The organism is Methanoregula sp., from assembly GCA_041645435.1.
Lineage (GTDB): Archaea > Halobacteriota > Methanomicrobia > Methanomicrobiales > Methanospirillaceae > Methanoregula.
Window position 1 is genome coordinate 85577 of the sequence record JBAZQB010000001.1, and the last position, 17947, is coordinate 103523.

General features: G+C 51.3%; 16 protein-coding genes. All 16 read left to right on the forward strand.

Features of this window, described 5'->3' with window-relative positions; genetic code table 11:
- Positions 1 to 41: 41 nt before the first annotated feature.
- The 16 genes from WC593_00440 to WC593_00515 all read left to right on the forward strand — a co-directional run bounded on the left by WC593_00440 (position 42) and on the right by WC593_00515 (position 17783).
- A complete protein-coding gene (locus WC593_00440) occupies positions 42 to 1016 on the forward strand; it encodes a hypothetical protein (protein MFA4823602.1) in 975 nt (324 codons plus the stop codon).
- Entirely contained in the window at positions 1013 to 2344 is a 1332-nt protein-coding gene (locus tag WC593_00445; protein MFA4823603.1) for a hypothetical protein, read from the forward strand. The genes WC593_00440 and WC593_00445 overlap by 4 nt, the downstream gene beginning before the upstream one ends.
- 144 nt (positions 2345 to 2488) lie before the next feature.
- Positions 2489 to 3151, forward strand: a complete 663-nt coding sequence (locus WC593_00450; protein ID MFA4823604.1) for a hypothetical protein — start codon at positions 2489 to 2491, stop codon at positions 3149 to 3151.
- Positions 3148 to 3387 (forward strand): hypothetical protein, encoded by a 240-nt coding sequence (locus WC593_00455; GenBank protein MFA4823605.1) that lies wholly within the window; start codon positions 3148 to 3150, stop codon positions 3385 to 3387. Before WC593_00450 ends, WC593_00455 begins: the two co-directional genes overlap by 4 nt.
- Positions 3388 to 3402: 15 nt before the next feature.
- Positions 3403 to 4338: a hypothetical protein gene (locus tag WC593_00460; GenBank protein ID MFA4823606.1), complete on the forward strand. Its 936-nt coding sequence runs from the start codon at positions 3403 to 3405 to the stop codon at positions 4336 to 4338.
- A 117-nt stretch (positions 4339 to 4455) separates the two neighbouring features.
- On the forward strand, positions 4456 to 4908 hold the full coding sequence (locus WC593_00465; protein ID MFA4823607.1) for a hypothetical protein: 453 nt from the start codon (positions 4456 to 4458) through the stop codon (positions 4906 to 4908).
- Between the two features lie 87 nt (positions 4909 to 4995).
- Positions 4996 to 5865, forward strand: a complete 870-nt coding sequence (locus tag WC593_00470) for a hypothetical protein (GenBank protein MFA4823608.1) — start codon at positions 4996 to 4998, stop codon at positions 5863 to 5865.
- Positions 5866 to 5870: 5 nt separating this feature from the next.
- Entirely contained in the window at positions 5871 to 8060 is a 2190-nt protein-coding gene (locus WC593_00475) for a hypothetical protein (protein ID MFA4823609.1), read from the forward strand.
- Positions 8061 to 8121: 61 nt separating this feature from the next.
- Complete coding sequence (locus tag WC593_00480; GenBank protein ID MFA4823610.1) at positions 8122 to 9459, forward strand: hypothetical protein; 1338 nt, start codon at positions 8122 to 8124, stop codon at positions 9457 to 9459.
- A 46-nt stretch (positions 9460 to 9505) separates the two neighbouring features.
- Positions 9506 to 10612, forward strand: a complete 1107-nt coding sequence (locus WC593_00485) for a hypothetical protein (protein MFA4823611.1) — start codon at positions 9506 to 9508, stop codon at positions 10610 to 10612.
- Positions 10609 to 13023 (forward strand): hypothetical protein, encoded by a 2415-nt coding sequence (locus WC593_00490; protein MFA4823612.1) that lies wholly within the window; start codon positions 10609 to 10611, stop codon positions 13021 to 13023. Before WC593_00485 ends, WC593_00490 begins: the two co-directional genes overlap by 4 nt.
- 36 nt (positions 13024 to 13059) lie before the next feature.
- The gene (locus WC593_00495; protein ID MFA4823613.1) at positions 13060 to 14310 is read left to right on the forward strand and encodes a PQQ-binding-like beta-propeller repeat protein; all 1251 of its coding nucleotides are present in this window, start codon (positions 13060 to 13062) and stop codon (positions 14308 to 14310) included.
- A 2-nt stretch (positions 14311 to 14312) separates the two neighbouring features.
- Positions 14313 to 15671: a hypothetical protein gene (locus WC593_00500; protein MFA4823614.1), complete on the forward strand. Its 1359-nt coding sequence runs from the start codon at positions 14313 to 14315 to the stop codon at positions 15669 to 15671.
- Between the two features lie 200 nt (positions 15672 to 15871).
- The gene (locus tag WC593_00505) at positions 15872 to 16369 is read left to right on the forward strand and encodes a hypothetical protein (protein ID MFA4823615.1); all 498 of its coding nucleotides are present in this window, start codon (positions 15872 to 15874) and stop codon (positions 16367 to 16369) included.
- On the forward strand, positions 16369 to 16791 hold the full coding sequence (locus WC593_00510; protein MFA4823616.1) for a hypothetical protein: 423 nt from the start codon (positions 16369 to 16371) through the stop codon (positions 16789 to 16791). The genes WC593_00505 and WC593_00510 overlap by 1 nt, the downstream gene beginning before the upstream one ends.
- A complete protein-coding gene (locus WC593_00515; GenBank protein ID MFA4823617.1) occupies positions 16788 to 17783 on the forward strand; it encodes a hypothetical protein in 996 nt (331 codons plus the stop codon). The genes WC593_00510 and WC593_00515 overlap by 4 nt, the downstream gene beginning before the upstream one ends.
- The last annotated feature ends 164 nt before the right edge of the window (positions 17784 to 17947 follow it).

Here is a 17947-nt window from a genome sequence, read left to right on the forward strand (position 1 = left end):
TCAGCATTCTGATCCATATCCTAAACGGATGGCGAGAAGAGATGAAACCCCTTAAAAAATGTACAGCGATCCTACTCGTACTCCTGATATTCATTGTCGGACCGGTTGCAGCATCCACGACCTTCATATCGAGTGGCCAGCAAACTCTCGCAAAAGGTGACTCATTCACGATCACCGGAACGGGTGCAACCAATGGTTCGATTGCAGGATGGATAATCGGAAGAGATTACTTCACCGTAAAAACCGTGAACCCGGACAAAGAAGGGAATTATTCGTTCATCGTAAAACCGGAAGAGACCGGGCAATTTTCCAGTGGTCAATATGCCTTTGTGATCCAGGATCCGGGGACAAACAAAAAGATGGACATTGAATCCCGGGTAGCGGATAACGGAAACATCACTCTCCAGAACGAGGGAACCGCCATAGCCGATATCGGGCCAAAGCAGGGTATCAGGACAAGCGCAGAGCCGGTTGTCAGGATTCTTCAAAACAGCATAACGCTTTTTGGGATTGACGATATCCTGACACCTTATTATTTCATTGTCGAAGAACCATCCGTCCATTTTGATCAGAAATCCAGTGCAAACCCTGACGGTCAGCTGCCCAACCTGACTGCCGGCGAACGCATCACCATCAGCGGGACAACGAACATGGGCGTGGAAAATCCCTTGCATGCCGATATACGAAACCTCGACACCAATACCCTCATCAGCACTAAGACGATACCGGTCATTGCAGGCAGGGATACCAACCGCTGGTCGTTTGAACTGGACACATCCGGGTTTTCACCCGGTGAATATTTTGTGACCGTGGGCTGGATGAAATCCAATATAACCGGCACCGGATCCACGATATTTTCGGTTGTGGCAGAGTATGGTCCAACGCTGGTAGCACAGAACAGTGGGACGCCGGGGACTGACGCGGGCGGAGCACTGTCCCTGCCCCCCATCGCCCGGGCGGGAATATTCCTGAGACTCGTTGTTATCGGGATCTTTTTGTTGAAGAGGAAGAAATGATGATTTCCCTTGAGCACGAGATGCAGCGCCGGGCAAATCTGGTTGAAGGAAGGCATACCATCCTACTGTTTTTTCTCCTTCTGCTAATGCTGTCGGTATGCTGTGCTCCCGGCAGTGCAGCGGCCGATGAGATAGCACCCGGCACCACTACGTTTGGTATCAGCAACCACACCGGCATCATCTGGCGATCAGCCCAGATCGACGGGGACCGGATCGTCTGGGCCGAGCACATCTCAAATATTGCATTTGCATATAACATCTATCTCTACAATATCACGACCGGGACTGAAACGCTCATCTCTTCGTTGTCACCAGATGGAACGGGACGTGATACCTATACGGGTGACGAGCACCCGGTAGCAATTTCCGGTAACCGGGTTATCTGGATTGAAGATCTGGGCATACATATGTATGATATCACGACCGGGAAAAAAAGCACAATCATTGAAACTCCAGACGATTCCGGCCACCTCGTATTTCGCTACCCGGGGATCTCCGGTGATACGGTTGTCTGGACAGAGCAACGATTTGCAGCAGCTTCCCGTACGCCGGATATCATCGCATATAACCTGACTACCGGAAAAAAGATCGTCGCCTCACATGGTGCATGGGACAAAACCAGCGTCAGGATCGACGGTTCCCGGATTGTCTGGGAAGATTACCGGAATGACGGGATTTCCCGGGACATCTACCTCTATGATCTCACAACCGGAAAAGAGAGAGTCATCTGCAATGCAACAGGTCCGCAGGCGGAACCGAAGATCTCGGGGAATCGCATTGTCTGGAGCGATCGCCGTGACCAGAATTTTGATGTGTACGTGTACGATATTGCAACGGGTGAGGATACGGTGATTGCCACCGGCATCAAAGAGCAGGAGGCAGCGGATATCTCGGGCGATCTGATCGTCTGGATGGAATGGCCGTCCATGCTCCTTTACAATCCTTATAATGAGAGCAACCGGCTGATGATGTTCGATCTTTCTTCCGGAAAGGAGTACCAGGTCCTCAAAGATATTCCTAACATGTTCGCACCCGCAATCTCCGGTAACCGGATCATCTTTATGGATCTTGCGCATATTCCGGCCGACAAACGGGATAACCCGGTAGAGAATCCCGTGCAGGAAATTTCGCTGTTCACGCTCGATCCAAGTAGCTTTCCGTTATCAAAACCCACATTGGTGATGGGGGTAATTGCAACGACCCCCTCGCGAGTTCCGGAAGTAATTTCACCGGTTCGAACAACGACACAGACTCCGGGTTTTGGTACTTTTTGTGCTCTGTCCGCTTTGGTCATCGGTATCATCAGCATTCGAATGCGAACCGGATGACCCTGCCCGCTGGCAGACGACAAGCCCTTATAATTTTCAGGAATTAATAATCATGCGCATATTTATACATAAAGAATCAAACCTGAAGTCTGAAGCAGCGGGGTAGAAAATTACTACGAAAAACCAGAGTGAATCACTGTGACGATGGATAAAAAATCTCTGGCGCTTGCTGTCCTATCGGCAATATTTTTTTCAGTTTTTGGCATGTTTCTTCTCGTGTTCGTCGGGGGAATTTCCGGATCGCGCTTGGAAATTCCCTGGTTTGGATCCAATTATCTTGCAGCACTTCAGGGAGTTTTGGGGTTGATCTCTGCCTGTGGCTGCATATTCTTTATCAGCCTTACCAAAAATCAGTCCCGGCTCTGGTACTTTGGAATTCCGCTCGCCATTACCCTCACCGTAATTACTCTTTCATCATTCATCTCGCCGCTTCCCCTCATTCCGGATATGATGTTCCTGAACCAGAACACCGGGCAGGCCGCACTCTTCCTCCTCGCCCCGTGCAGCGCTCTTTTCTTCTATTCGGAAAAACAGACAAACGACGGCGGTATGGGGCTCGTGATCCTTTCACTTGTCGTCTGCATCCTGTCCGCACTCCTTCTCTACGGATTGATCTTCCCTCCGCAGTACGCCCCCGGCAGTAAAATCGGCACCGGCCCGACAGCATCTGAACTCTCCTTCTGGGTTTACTACATGTTCGGGTTACCCATTATCGGAGCATTGTTTCTTTCCCGTGCGCTTGGATTTCACCATCAGGATTCAGAACCCGGTAACCTCTCTGCCCAAAAACCAGCGGAGACGCCATGACCGACGATGAAAAGCCGTTCACCTGTCCCCGGTGCGGATTTAAAGATAAAATCTTTCACCAGGTCTGTCCTGAGTGCGGGCGCCCGTACTTCCGGGATTACATCGACACGCAGTTCTTCCCGCGTGACCCAAACCCCCAGGGAATCTATAAAGGAAAGTTCTGGGCCCGGGTATTTCTTGTGTTGATGCTCTTCGGACTGGCTCTCGGAATTCTAGCCTCGTTTCACATTATCTAGGAGAAAAAAATACTCATGAATCTTATCGACCGGAGACTATGGGAAAAGATCCTTGTTACCGTGTGCAGCGCTATCATTATTTTATGGATTGCGATATTTGTCATCAGCCCGGAGCATAGATTCTCTCTCGGAACCTGTGGCTCTGATACTATGCCGATGAGCTATTCAACAGATATCCAGCCGACATTTGAGGAGAGTTTCCTCAATAAATTCGGGGAATCCGAACCTGACCGGAACCTTACCCTGCCCCCGTTGCAGCGCTACTCTGAACGGAAAGTACTCATAGACTCCCTGATGGATCGGGCACAGATCACCGGTTCATCGGACTCCGTCATTGGCCTCTATGAATTTCCGGGTGCCCGACTCCTCCTCATCAACCGGAGTGAGCGGGTGACCGAAATTCTGGATAGCGGTGGCAAGCTGCAGACCGTTTCCCTGGCACCGGTTCCTGTGGGATCATTCCACTTTGAGGACAACCAGACCGAAAACCCCGAACATGGTGGATATCAGTACCACTATGAGAATTCGGTCTCGATCACGCGGATCGATTTGGTCATCCCCACCCCGGGAAATGTGACTCCCCCCCTGTATATCGTGAATAAGACGGAGATTGAACAGGTTTTTTATCCGGAAGGCAGGTCCCTTGCCACGATCACGACAACCGGCAGATTTTATGTGATATATGGGCAGCGGGTGGAACGCGTTACCGGAACCTCAGCAATCATACTCGATCCTGCATGGAAGCAGTGCTCTCACCGGATAGAGATATCCGGGGAAGGCAGCCGGGTGGGGGAGACAAAATATACGATAAAATTCGCACGATCTTCGGAACGGCTGTTGTGGTCCCGCCTGATCACCACAAGTGATCACATTCAGGTCTTTGATGCGGCAATGGGGGGCACAAGCAGCAGCCAGTGGATTTCCAGCGATAGTACCGGGTGCAGCTGTTGAAAGGGGGGGAGAAAAGTGTATGTCACCGGTACAATTTCTCAAGGATATGATCGCAGAAACCTGCCGGTATGACACCACGGCATCAGTGAGAGCTTTGCTAACAGGAGCTGAATAAATATGACATTTCTAACCAGAATTCAGGAACAGATTGTACCAGTCACGATTGCTGTAGTCATCTGTGCGATCGGATTTTTTTCCTTCACCAGGATGCCTGCGCTGGGAACCGCAGGAGATGTAATCGTATGGATAATGCTGCTCGTTGCCTTCTGTGTTTTATTCTCATTTTTCCCGGCAATTGCTATCATCTACGGTTGGTATACCGGGAACCGGGCCGGTGCAATCCTTGCCGGGGCACTACCGCTTCCCCTGTTATCTATTACTGTGTATTCCCTGTTCCGTGCAAATAACATGGTGTTTATTCATCACGACACAATCATTTTTATTTTAATTCTTTCAGCAATCTGCGGTTTTGCAGGATTTTGTGCAGCACAGAGGACGAAACCGTTCCTTGCGGTTTCGGTTGTTCTCAACGGATTCTGGCTTTTTTTCTGGATGAATGCATTCAATTGAGGTCTATGCGATGGAGTTCATTGCTGTTTATTACTGGAATACGGTTTGCCTGATGGTGAACCGGTTGAACAAAGAGGGATGTGATTGATGGTGATTACCTTAACAGAGAGCCTTGGTATTTCGATGATAGCACCGGATGCAGCTGCTGGCGGGGTGAAAGAAACCATGAAATTTCATATGCTTACCGTCATTGTTCTGGTTCTTGCAGCGATCGTTTCGATCCCGGGCGTGAGTGCGGAGAACCAGACGATGGACACTGCGTATTATCTGACCCATGCGGAGACTCTCGCAGGGCAAAAGGACATGTCGATGTATAATAAACCCCATCCCGTAGAACCGCTCGTGACTATGAACGAGTCGGCTGCCCGGCTCTACCCGAACGTGACCTGGTGCGGGAAAGACTGCATGGTAACAAGGCCGTGCTCCTTCCCGTTCATCCGGTGCGAGTCACTGCTCACGGTTATGGTTGTGTATAATGTGAATACATCCTGTGCTGATCAGCCCGGCCCGGTTATCGGGTACGGCATGGGCGGATGGCCATTGCAGAACCCTGTTTTCGTTCCAGGGTCCGGAATATCAAACCTAAATCTGCCGTTCGGGACACTTGCAGGGATGTTCTCTGCGACGGAAATTGTTTCCGTTGATATCGCCCCGTCCACCTCATATCTGCCCTCCCGGGAGTTTCTGGAATATGTGAACGCCCCGGCAATTACCCGGGAACAAAAAGAAAGTGCCCTCAGGATTGCATTAACGTCAAAAAAATTTCAGAGTTACATGAACGAATCGCACGGACCCATCTCGTTTGGATGGGCGTATCCGTATTCCGGAATGGTTCGTTTATCCATGACGGCAGGCTCAGCGACATCCCGGGTTTATGGGTTGGCATCTGTCTATATTGACATAGATCGTGGAGTACTCGACAATGAGAGCTTTATTGACTGGAAAAAATACTGGTAGGGAATATGTTCGATAAACTGTTTCAGACAATTAACGGTTCAATCGGGGAAACTATACTGTTCATTCTGCTGCTGGTGTATGTTGCTGGATCAGGGTGCATCGACAATTCAGTTAACCAGACAGCTACTGGAGTGATACACACTCAAAAAGAGAATACCTCCCTCCGGTCCACCGCAGATCCCAACAAAGTTCCCATTGAAACTGCGTACAACCAGTCACTTGCAGAATTCTGGAGGTTTGCCATTGAGGGTCCCTACAGTTCCGCACCGAACTGGGTTTCTGCATCTCTCGATCCCGAACCGGTCATCCTCTATGATATCAACGGCAGGCCGCAGTATTATGAATTTTATCTCAGAAACAAAGGAACCATTCCGGGTTATTTCTGGACGGCTGCAAACAAACTTCTGGGTCACGGGATTTTCCGGTTATATGAAGGGCCACCTTCCTACAACCATTCGCGGATTGCACTGGATGCAGAAGATATCGTCAAAGCCCGGTACCCGGATTACCCGGTCCTGTCGAATACGCCTGCCCTCTACAGCGGCGGGTACCCTCACCTCTGTGCCATGGTCATTATCCTAAACACGACCGCCGGTGCAAACGAGAGGATCATCGTCGATGCGTTCACTCATGAAATCGTTTCGGACCACCCCTCCGAAGATTACAACGGCCATGAATACGCCTGGTCCTGTCTTGATTCTATCCCGCAAATCGAATACCCGGCACGCATTGCACAGTGGGAATTGCAGGATTCAAATGCCAGCAGGATCGTGAATTATGCCATGGCGCAGGGCATCGATGTCCGGCTCCCTCTGTCAGAGCAGGATACGAGCATCCTCCGCAACTATTACGCATCGGTGTCTCCGGGCTCCTCATCGCCGGAACCTGACAGGACACCGGATATTCCGGATGACCGTCCGATTACGGAGGAGTTGATCAACGAAAATGTGGTGACGGTTGAAACAGCCCGCATCCACGCCCTCGCATATCTCTGGCGCTGTCAGCTGGACGACCCTGAGATCCACAGCTGGCCATCATACCGGAATGCAACCCTGAACATGACGGCTTATGGTCTGATAGAAGACATCAATGGAAGAAAAATACGGTACACCTTCCCGGTTGAACGCGGAGGAGTGTCTGCAGGAGAGATCGTTGTCGGTGCAAACCGGATGCTCAGTAGCATCCATGGTGGAACAGCACGGGGGGATTACGATTATGTAAACGCATCCCGAAAGGCATGGGAGATTGCGGACCGGGATTATCAGGCTGCCCGTATCATTTCAGAGCGACACGTATCTGCAATCGGGCAACATCCCGGGGTATGGGTTATCCTGCTTGTGGAACAGGAACAATCCCTGCAACAGACGCGTATCGGGGTCAACACCCAGACATTTGATCTCCTCACAGAAAATGTCACGGTATCAGAAGGGTCGGGCAGTTTCTCCCCGGGTTTATCCGCCATTTCCCGGCAGGATGCCAATGACGCAATAGAGCAATGGGAAAAAGAGGATAAAAAAGATCAGGATTTTATCACCCATGCAAAATCTCATGGAATTCGAACTGACCGACCGTTATCAGACAAAGAAATCGTCACGCTCGGTACGTATATCTTCAAAACGGAGCCCCGGTACCCGCCGGAGGGGTTATTATACAACCCTCTGTATCCACAACCTGCGATTCGCCCGACACTTGATACGGGAACCCGGGGATGGCATGAACAGGCCGACTGGTTCAGCGCGATCCTTGTCGATGCATCAATTGGCGAAGTGGAGGCCGGGCAGATCCTCAGTAGCCATTCCCTGCCCGGGAACTACACGGTGAATATCCTCACGGTTGGAGCCATGGGTGCAGATTATTATCTCGAAGTGCCCGAGCCGGATTACAACCGGACATTCAGTATTCTTAAAACGGATGGAAGTGCTGAGATCCGTGAACAGGTTGCACCGATGTGGGAATATGTGCAGATCGTTAAACGGAAAAATGGTTCGATCATCATTCCAGTTGCTATAGGATACCCGGAGGAAGCGAATGCACAACGGCTCATTGCAGCCGGTGTTCCTTTAAAGCCTATGCGGGAAGTCTACATCCAGTATGATTATGCAGCAATGCCCAAAAAATCAGAGCGGGAAAAAGCTCTTGCCGAACTCAACGCAGATGACCGGGTATTGTTTGCGTTCAAGGAGTATCCATCATGACAGGTTGTATATCCGGTTCACGCAATGGGGAACTCAGTGTTTTGGAGATTGAGCGATTCCCATGATCGATGAACCAACAGGCACAGGAACGCAATGGATGAAAGCCCAGGTTCTTGCCGGGATTACCGGAGGAATTCTCCTCACCATCGTTCTCCACCTGGCAAACGGGGGATGGCATGGATTGATGGAGTACAACAGCAGGCTTTTTGGAATTTATGCAGACTCTTATCTGATCCTGGTGCTGCTGGGCTTCCTATTCACCGGGGCATTATCCGTTTTTTTTCTTGCAGAACATGGGATTACCAGAAAAAAGGTAATGGCATCCGGCATCCTGTCAGGAATTATCGCAGGGATGGTGTTCAGTAATTTTTATCTTTACACGGATATTTTACTGAATCCTACGAATTATCCCCCGTTCCCGGGAGATTTTTTTAAGATGTGGACGTTTTTTAATATTATCAGCAGCGGATGGTTCATTCTCGTGGGAATATCCATGCTCACCGGCATGATTGTTGCGACCATGGATGCGCTGGCATCCGGTTTCCTCGAACAGAGGTTCGGTAAAACGACCGGTTACGGAGAGGATGACGTGAAGGACGGAAACGTAAACCAGACTGTCCTCTTTGCATTGTTCACCTTAATTATCGCAATTTTAATAATCCCACCGGTGATTGTTGCGATAGGAATCGAACAGGGCGCAATCGCACAGGAACCTTTCGGCCCGGTCAGTTTCGGGTCGGTCGGTCTTCCAGCCCTGCCGGATCAACCGATTGGGGACGATCACGCTTCCAACGTTACCCGGTGGATGCAGGAACATGCGGGACAAGAGGTATCGGCCGGAGAGTACCTGGTGATCACCAACCCCGGATATCTTGATTCCCGACCGCAAAACGTCCGGGCAGCGTATTCCCGGATGAAAGTCCGGGTGCCGAATTTCAGCAACCCGGATCCGGGAGATTATGACCGGTCAGCCGGAGGTATGCAGTATGGCAAGCGCAGCGTTGCCATCGCAGCATTTGGTTATCGGGGGATACCGGATGATCAACAACCGGCATATCCCCTGAATTACACCAGCCAGTGCATCCTGAATGAGTCGATGATCGAAGTCTCGAACGGGCTGGCGGACCGGGAGATCCCGGCAGTGACCTATTTCGAAACAGTCTGTCCGGACTTTTTTTTCAGCCTGACCGAATCGCAAAAAGCCGCGTTGAACAACCAGTCCATGAACGTGTCAAAAATCCCGGGCCGCGATGAAACGGCTGCATATGTTCCGTCATTGTACGTATCGGACACTCATATTGAGCTCAACATGGAATCGTTAAATGTCGTGGTCTTTGGAATCTTCGGGCTCACTATCGTGGCAGCCGGGTATTTAATACTCAGGAGAAAACGCAAATGACAATGAATGCAGATTTCCTCGTAAAAATATTTCTCACGGTGATGTAATGTATTCCCCCCTTTTCGACCCAATGATTATCGTTGCATTCCTCTTTATTACCGGAATGATGGGAGTCATGGCACTCCCGGTTGCAGCCCTGGCATCGTTGTTCTCTTATCTTATCGGAAGGACCCCGCAGAAATGGTTGCATGTGGTCATTCCCGTTGCGGTCGCGCTCGTTTTCATTGCGGGAGAACGCCCGTTCCAGGCATTCATGTATACATCGCTGAGCGCAAACGACTTTCTCCTGCTGGGCTCGTTCATCACCATCATCCAAGTTATCCCCCAGGCATGTATCCTCGCGATGGGAGTGATAACGCCGTTCCCGCTCATCCGAAAACATCTCACCCTGAAACGGGAATGGCATGCAGTCTTTGCTGCCGCCATGATCGCAGTGACCGGTATCTACCTGCATAATATGTTCATAGCTTTAGGCCCTCATATGGGAACATACCCGGATATCTCCGGGATTCCCTATATTGTGTTCTTCACCGGGCTCAGCCCGTTTCTCGCGGCAATGGTGATCGCTGCTGCGGTATTCGGTGCCATCCTGTTCCTGCAGCAGGTCCACAGCCTTGTTGCAGACCATCCCCGGAAACAGTCGATCCTTCTCGCAGTCGCGGCATCCCTGTTCGTTTTCCTGCCGGCTGCAGGTATCGGCGGGCTAGCCGTCTTTTTCATGACGATACTCAGGAGAATCCCCGGAAGGGTGATTCCCCTGGGAATATCCGTGGCTGCTCTGGTCGTGCTCTCCCTTATCGGTTCGATGCTTATGGGAATCCCCGGCCTGGAGCTGGTCGTGTATTTCTTCATTTTCACGATGGCGATCATGGCATTTGCCGTACTGGTGCCATTCCTGTATTTCGCCCCGGGTATCGGGAAAACCTGGCAACCCGTCATTCTTCTTGCCGGTGCAGTTGCCGCCGATCTTATCCTGTCACTGATTGCTGTCGTATTCGAACTGGGCGAGCGTCTTACCTCAGATCCGGTTACCATACTGACCTTTGCCGAAGGAGGTATGATCCTTGCCGCATGTGCATTTGCCACCGGGAAGTACCTTGTCACACGCCGGGATTTCCGATCATCACCGGCCACGGCAGGTGAAGTCCCTTGAGCAGTCACTCGCGAATCCCGCATATGCGGCTAATCGTGGTCGTTATCCTGCTCCTCCTGTTTGCCGGGCCGGTCTTCGCGGCTGAAGATCCCGGGATCAATTACCGTGATGTTGTGAAGACGGGTGACGGGGGGTATGTCCTTACCGGGACTCCCGAGACGCCGGTGGGAGACCAGATAGACCGGTATACCAGTGGGGGGGACATATCCCTGGAAAGAAGGGACAGCAACGATATCGTTATATGGAAACGGTTATTCGGGGGCGATAAAAAAGATGAAGCCCGGGGTGTCATCGGAGTGTCCGATGGCGGGTTCTTGGTATTCGGGTCAACGGAATCGTTCGGCACGGGAGCATGGGTGATCAGGACCGATGCCGAAGGCAGGGAATTGTGGAACAAGACCTTCGGCAAAGGATGGACGACCGGGATCAACGCGGTCATTGAGATGCGTGGCGGGGGATTTGCACTGGCGGGCACATCCGATGCGTTCAGCGATAAGGGACAGGGGGCATGGCTCGTCAGGACCGATTCTTCGGGAACCGAACTCTGGAACCGGACGTACGGGGGCGAGGTCTTTGACTCGGCAGAGTCCGTTGCAGAATACCCAAATGGAGGGCTGGTTATTGCCGGTGTCAGGAATACCAATTCGGGGAATCTTCAGGAGGCCCTCCTGATCAGGATCGATTCTGCCGGTAATCTCGTATGGGAGAAGACGTTTGGGGGGAGCGGGCAGGATGAAGCCCGATCGGTAGTGGTCACCCGCCAGGATGAGATCGTTTTTACCGGGTCATCCTTCTCCCCGGGGTTGACCATCGATGACTTCTGGGTCGTGAAGATTGATGCGGAAGGGAACGAGATATGGAACCGGAAGATCGCCGGCAAAGGGATCGAATGCGGCATGGCAATTGCCCAATCTCCCGAAAACGGGTTCCTTGTTGGCGAGGCCGTTGCTGCGGACACGTGGGAGATCCATCTCGTAAACCTGGATAATGATGGCACGGTACTCTGGGATAAGACCTTTACCGGGATTGACACGGAGATCCTGTCGGGAAGCTGGAGTCTGTCCCGGCTCACAGATGGATCGCTCGTCCTGTCAGGGACTGGTGAAGGATGGGGAACATGGGCTCTCGAGATGACGGCTGATGGCACGGAAACCGGTCGGCATCTGTTTGGCATGAAGACCCCTGACATTTCCCCCGCTCCGGAGACCACATGGCGGCAGCCGTACATTCAGAGCGGCTGGCTGGTCAGGACCGATGCACTGGGGAAAGAACTCTGGAACACGAGCTTCGGTGATAACCGGATGCAGGAACCCTTCTCTCTTCGGACGGTGAACAGCGGCGGATATGTGGTTGCAGGGTCTGCTGTGAACAATGGCGAGCATTCCGACGCATGGCTGACGTTCTTCGATGACCATGGTCAAAAAACCGGGCGGGTCATTGTGGGTTCGGATGGACTTGCAGAAATCCATGCTGTGCAAGAGCTGCCGGATGGTGGTTTTGTCCTTACGGGAAAGCATGATTATTCCGGCTGGGAGTCAACGAAAATGTGGCTCATCCGTACCGATAAGACCGGATCGAAACAGTGGGAAAAAGACATCCCTGACCTGCCAACAGGAGAAGGGGCGTCTGTCACCCGGTCATCTGACGGCGGGTATGTTGTGTCCGGGAGTTTCCTGTCACAAGAACACCGTTCTCCGGATGGCGTTATCGTTAAAACCGGTGCGGACAGAACGGTTCTCTGGAAACAGACTTTTGGCGGTTCCGGCCAGGATGGGATCCGAAGTGTCGACCAGACACCGGATGGCGGTTATATCGCGGTGCTGGCAACAACGGAAGGGGGTATGGTTGACACATTTACAAGTTCGGCGACACTCATCCGGCTCGATAATCAGGGAACCCTCGTGTGGTCCCGGCCATTGACCGAAAGTTCACCGGTTGAGCCCAGAATGGTTCTGCCGACATCGGATGGCGGGTTCCTTGTTGCGGGCTACGCAATCAAAGGGGATTCACTCGTTGGCCCGTGGATCGTGAAGACCGATGGATCCGGCAATATTCTCTGGCACCGGGTCTATGATTTCGGGACCTATGCACCGAAAGGATCGGAACTGGCAGTTGAAGTTCCGGACGGCGGGTATGCAATGATCGGTGATAAGGACGGGGATATCTGGCTCATCCGGCTGGATCGATCCGGTGCAGAGCTCTGGAACAGGACCTACGGCGGCTGGTCCGGGGAAAATGCCCGCTCACTCCAGGCAACCAGCGACGGGAGTTTTGTGATTGCCGGGACGACCACGTCATATCCTGTCACGGATACTGCACATCCCGGACGCCTGTATCCGCTGTTTATCCTGTTTACCATTATTCTTGCTGGCAGTGTGATTATCGTGTTCCGAAAAGAGCAGAAACGTTAGAGGTGGTTAATCATACGATTACATCGTGTCATCCTGATGGTACTTCTGGGGGCGCTGCTGGCGGGAATGGTTTTGCCCGTGAATGCAGCTGACACCGGGAACTCCCCGGTCCCAGTCTGGTCGGACCAGACCGGAACCCGTGATGTCCTCATCCAATGTTCCGGGAACGGGAAGTATATTGTTTCCGGTTCCGACACAGGAATTCTCCGGTTGTATAATCAGACCGGAACGATCCTCTGGACATTCCAGCGGGACGAAAAAATGGTCCGGTCAATCGCGATCTCCGGTAACGGGGATTATGTCGGCGCCGTATTTCTCAATCCCGATGCACCATCGTTTTATGCAGACGGTGAAATTCTCTTTTTCAACCGGACCGGAAGTGTGCTCTGGGATTATACCAGCGATTACACGGTGGAACGTATTGCGATATCCGATGACGGGAATTCAATCTATGCGTCCGGCAGCCCGAACCTGTATTCGTTTGACCGGAATGGTACCATTATCGGGCAAAATGTATCCCAGGGACGAACATGGACTCTTGATGCTGCCGGCGATGGTTCGTACGCAGTAGCCGGAGGTACAATTACTGATAGAATACATATAGCCGGATCCCAGACTCCCGCTAACAGAATATATGCGTTTGAAAAAGACGGGACAATTCCCTGGAATTATTCAACGAAGCAGCGTATTACCAGTGTAGGAGTATCTTCAGAGGGGGAGTCCATCGTGAGCGCAGGTGACTCCCATCTCTATTCACTTGATCGCAACGGAACATTGATGTGGCAGTTCAACAGCAGTCCGTATTATTCCAGCGTGGCTGTGTCATCGGATGGAGGATATACTGCTGCCGGCTCCCAGTATTATGTCCGGTTGTTCAACAGAACCGGGGCACTTCTCTGGAAATATGAATATAATTCAATGATCAGTAGTGTAGGACTCTTCAACGACGGCAATGTTATCATTGCGGGTGCTTCAGATGGCGTTTATGTTTTTAATAAGACGGGAAAGTTACTCTGGCATTATGGAACACCGAAATCAGTATTGCACGTATCTGTTGCAAAAGATGGCATGTATTTTGCGGCTGGCACATCTGATACCACGTATTTTTTCAACCGGTGGGGCAATGCGACAATTATTGATGAGCCGGAACTTTCCGTTGTGAGCGGTGATTCTCCAGCACCCGCTGTTACTGCTCCTCTACCCTCCCCGCTCCCGGTCACCCTTGTCATTTTTGCGATCTCGTGTATTACCATCATCGCAGCAATTCGAAAACACGAGGGGGAGTAATCATGGAGAAAAAAATGAAGGTTTTTCGTAAATGCATCATGGTTACTTCAGTGGTAGCGGTGATATTGTGGACCCTGATCTCAATAGTTTCCGGAGTTCCATTGTATGATTCAATCAATGTCCCTTCATCCACTGTAGGTCAGGGACAGCCCTGGATACTGACCGGAACAGCGCCGGGAGACGAGAACATCCAGGTCTGGATTTTTGGACCCGTTGAGGTATTGTTTTTCCTACAAAAGGTAGAATCCGATGGTTCCTACTCGATCTCATTACTCCCGGAAAAAACCCGGGAAATGGATCCGGGAAATTATCATGCTGTACTCCAGTTTCCGCACGAACCGGGATTATACGATATCAGGGTGAGAGACTGGGAGGTGATAAACACAAAAAAGCCGGCATCACAACAACAGATCTTCTCTTTATTGCCGGGTCCACACACTCCCTTCAGCCGGATTGCATATGCAAGTCTTATCCAGGCGCTGAATGATCCCGCAGTCAATGATACCTACGCGGAGGAATCTTTTTTCATCATACCAGCTCATGGGACAGAACCTGAGAAAGTGCCGATTCTCATTCATCCGATTGAGGATCATACCGTGGGAGATCAATTCGCGATCAATGGCACGACAACCCTTTTTGAAGGTGATGAAATCCTTGTTCAGATCATGCCATCCTCATTCGTACCAGGCCTCAAGATACCGGAAGGTATGCAGCAAGGCACGACCGGGATAGTCTCCGTCATGGGGAGCCACAAGGGAGATAACACCTGGCGTTTTCAGGTCGACACCACCCATTGGCTTGCAGATGAGTATCTCGTGAGTGCGGCAGCGGTCACGGGTAATGCAACCGCCTCTACCCTCTTTACGTTGTATAGCGGATCGATACATATCGATCCCGTAAGCAATCATACCGTAGGGGACACGTTTCCGATAACCGGAACAAGCGTGCTTTCAGAAAACAATCCCCTGTATGTTCAATTACTGTACCAACCTCACATTCTCACCAAAGAAATTACCGCACGGCAACCTTCCTGTGGGGATACCGGAGGTCATGCCACGACAATCAACCGGACATCGCAAAAATATTGGTCGTATGTTCTCAACACCAGCGGATGCACTCCCGGTACGTATCGTGTTGAAGCATTCTCCAGTATCAGTCAGGTCTGGGGAGATGCCCGGCAATTTGAGATCTATCCCGATACCAACACAACTTCCCGTCAGACAACAGGAATTTTTCCGGCAACCTCGAATGCAACGCCGCAAACCCCCACACAACAACCCGCACCGGTGCCGCTCTCAATCCCGTTCGCTGCACTGGTCATTTGTGCCGGTGCAGCCATATTTTTCAGGAGATTACTATGAAAATACCAGAATTTCGCATCATCCTTCTCATACTGGTACTCGTAAGTTTAGCGATAGTCCCAATGGTATCCGGGGAAGAACAGACTAGCAGCGTTCAGGCCACCCCAAATCCGTGTGGAGTAGCAGGCGCTCCCGCTCATTGTATACCCCCCTCATATTTTAAGGATTCAAAACCGGCGACTCCTCTTTCCGAGTCGGAGATGATCAACATCATCATCTCCGGGCAGACGTTCGAGCGGTTCGTCGGGGTAAAGCAGCCGGGCATTCTTGCTGTTCCCCTCTCATATCTCGACTTTTCGGCAAATTTTACCAATTCCACGTTGTCCCCAACATGGCATTATGAAAAAAACCTCGCGCCGGATAAGCCAGTCGCCGTGATCCGCATGTCTGGTAAGATGTATGACCGCATGTTGTCAATGTCGGATGGGAAAAACCTGGAACTACCGGTATCCGTGTACATCCGGCAGTACAGCAACCTCACGGACCTTCACGCACAGATCGCACCTGACGGGGTGTACCTGAATGCTGCGGCACCGGGTATTGATGAAACAGGGACCAGATCGTCCCCCACGGTCCCGACTACAACCCTGATAACTCCTCCCGGCACGCAACCTGCACCGATACCGGCTGTACTCCCTGTCATCGCAATTGGGTGCATAATCATCTCAGCAGCAATTAAAAACCTTAGGAGAGAGTGATGGACAAAAAAAACATTTCTTTCCTGCTCAGCCTCTATCTTATTTTATTCCTCACACTCGTAGCAGCTGGATTCTTCTTTGTGTTCGTCATCAACTGGGAGGACTGGTTCTTTGGGATTAAGCTCAATGGGTGGCCTGCCGGAGTGGCCTTATTTTCAAAAGGGTTCGTTGCTGCACTGCTGATTTTGTTATTATTGAAAGATGAAAGCAGGAGGATCCTGTGGAGTATCCTGTCCCTAGGGTTCCTGGCGTTCGTTTTCATTCTGCCGGTGTTTTCCAGCCAGCAGAACATGCGAAACGAGTTGGGCTGGACCATATTCTGGGCAGAACTTATTGTCCTGGTTGTCATTCCGGTAATTCTGCTCATCGGGTACCTGATAGTGAACCAGAAGAACAAAGAGGATGTGTCTAAACGGTTATGATGAAAAAATTCACTGAAAGTAATCTCTCGTTTATGACCGGAGTTTTAACATTCCTGATCTTTTCTACATATTTTCTTGGCATTGTCCTGTACGGGCGAACGGGAGTTACCGAATCGTTCATCATCGTTGGAATCGGCGTGCTTTTTTGTCTCATGATAATCTACCTTCAAAAGAAATACCCGGTGAAAAAAATCGTTATCGTGATTGGGATGGGCGTCGGGATATCTCTCCTGGTTCTTGTTATAGCGGTACTGATTGGTGCATCACTGGTCAGCAGCCTGAATCCTCCGCCACTGGCGGGATCACCCCCCGATCCCATCGCGCACAACCGCTCGATCACCCTTGAAGTCCCACTGCCAGCATCTCCCGCAACCGTCCCGCTGTACCGGGTGGTATCCGTGCAGAAATTTTCTTCCGGCACCGGCGCCTCTCTTACCGTGAAAAAGCAGATCCCGTCGCTGGAAGAAGGCTCCGGGCTGGCTGAAAAAGCGCTCGAAAAATACGGAGGGCTCCCTGCTGATGCGGTCCTTGAAAGAACCGAACAGGTGTTCATGAAAAAATACAATCTCAAGACCGGGACGGTCGAGGAACAATATCCACAGTATACCCGGGTCGCGTACAGCCAGTTAGTAAACGGCTTTCCGGTCATGGGTTCCGGGATCGCGGTCTCACTCGGAGAAAATGGGGAACTTCTGGATATTTCCAAAGACTGGAGCACCCTTGCATATGCCGGTGAAATCCCGGTTATCACCGCAGAAGAGGCATGGGAAAAGCTCAACCGGCAGGACCTGCTCATCCCGCTCCAGTGCAGTATTCTTGATTATCATATAATCCGCGTAGAGTTCGGATACCATATCGAGTCACATCTTCCCGATGCTTCAGCCCAGCCGACGCCGCCAAACGTATGTACGCCCGTCTGGATCTTTTACGGGAAGAAACCGGGAACAGACAGCGAGCCATTCCCGTTGCCGGTCAATGCTACGAGGGGATGAATGATGAATATTCTGGACCTTGATCGTTATGATGGCCGGGCTGGTGGTGGCCCGGGTGGTGGATCCGGTGACGGCGCAGCAGGTGGTGGGGATAATTACAGGGATGGGGGGATGAAACGCATTTTCCCCTTATTTATCCTTTGTCAGAGTGACCCGATAATCGG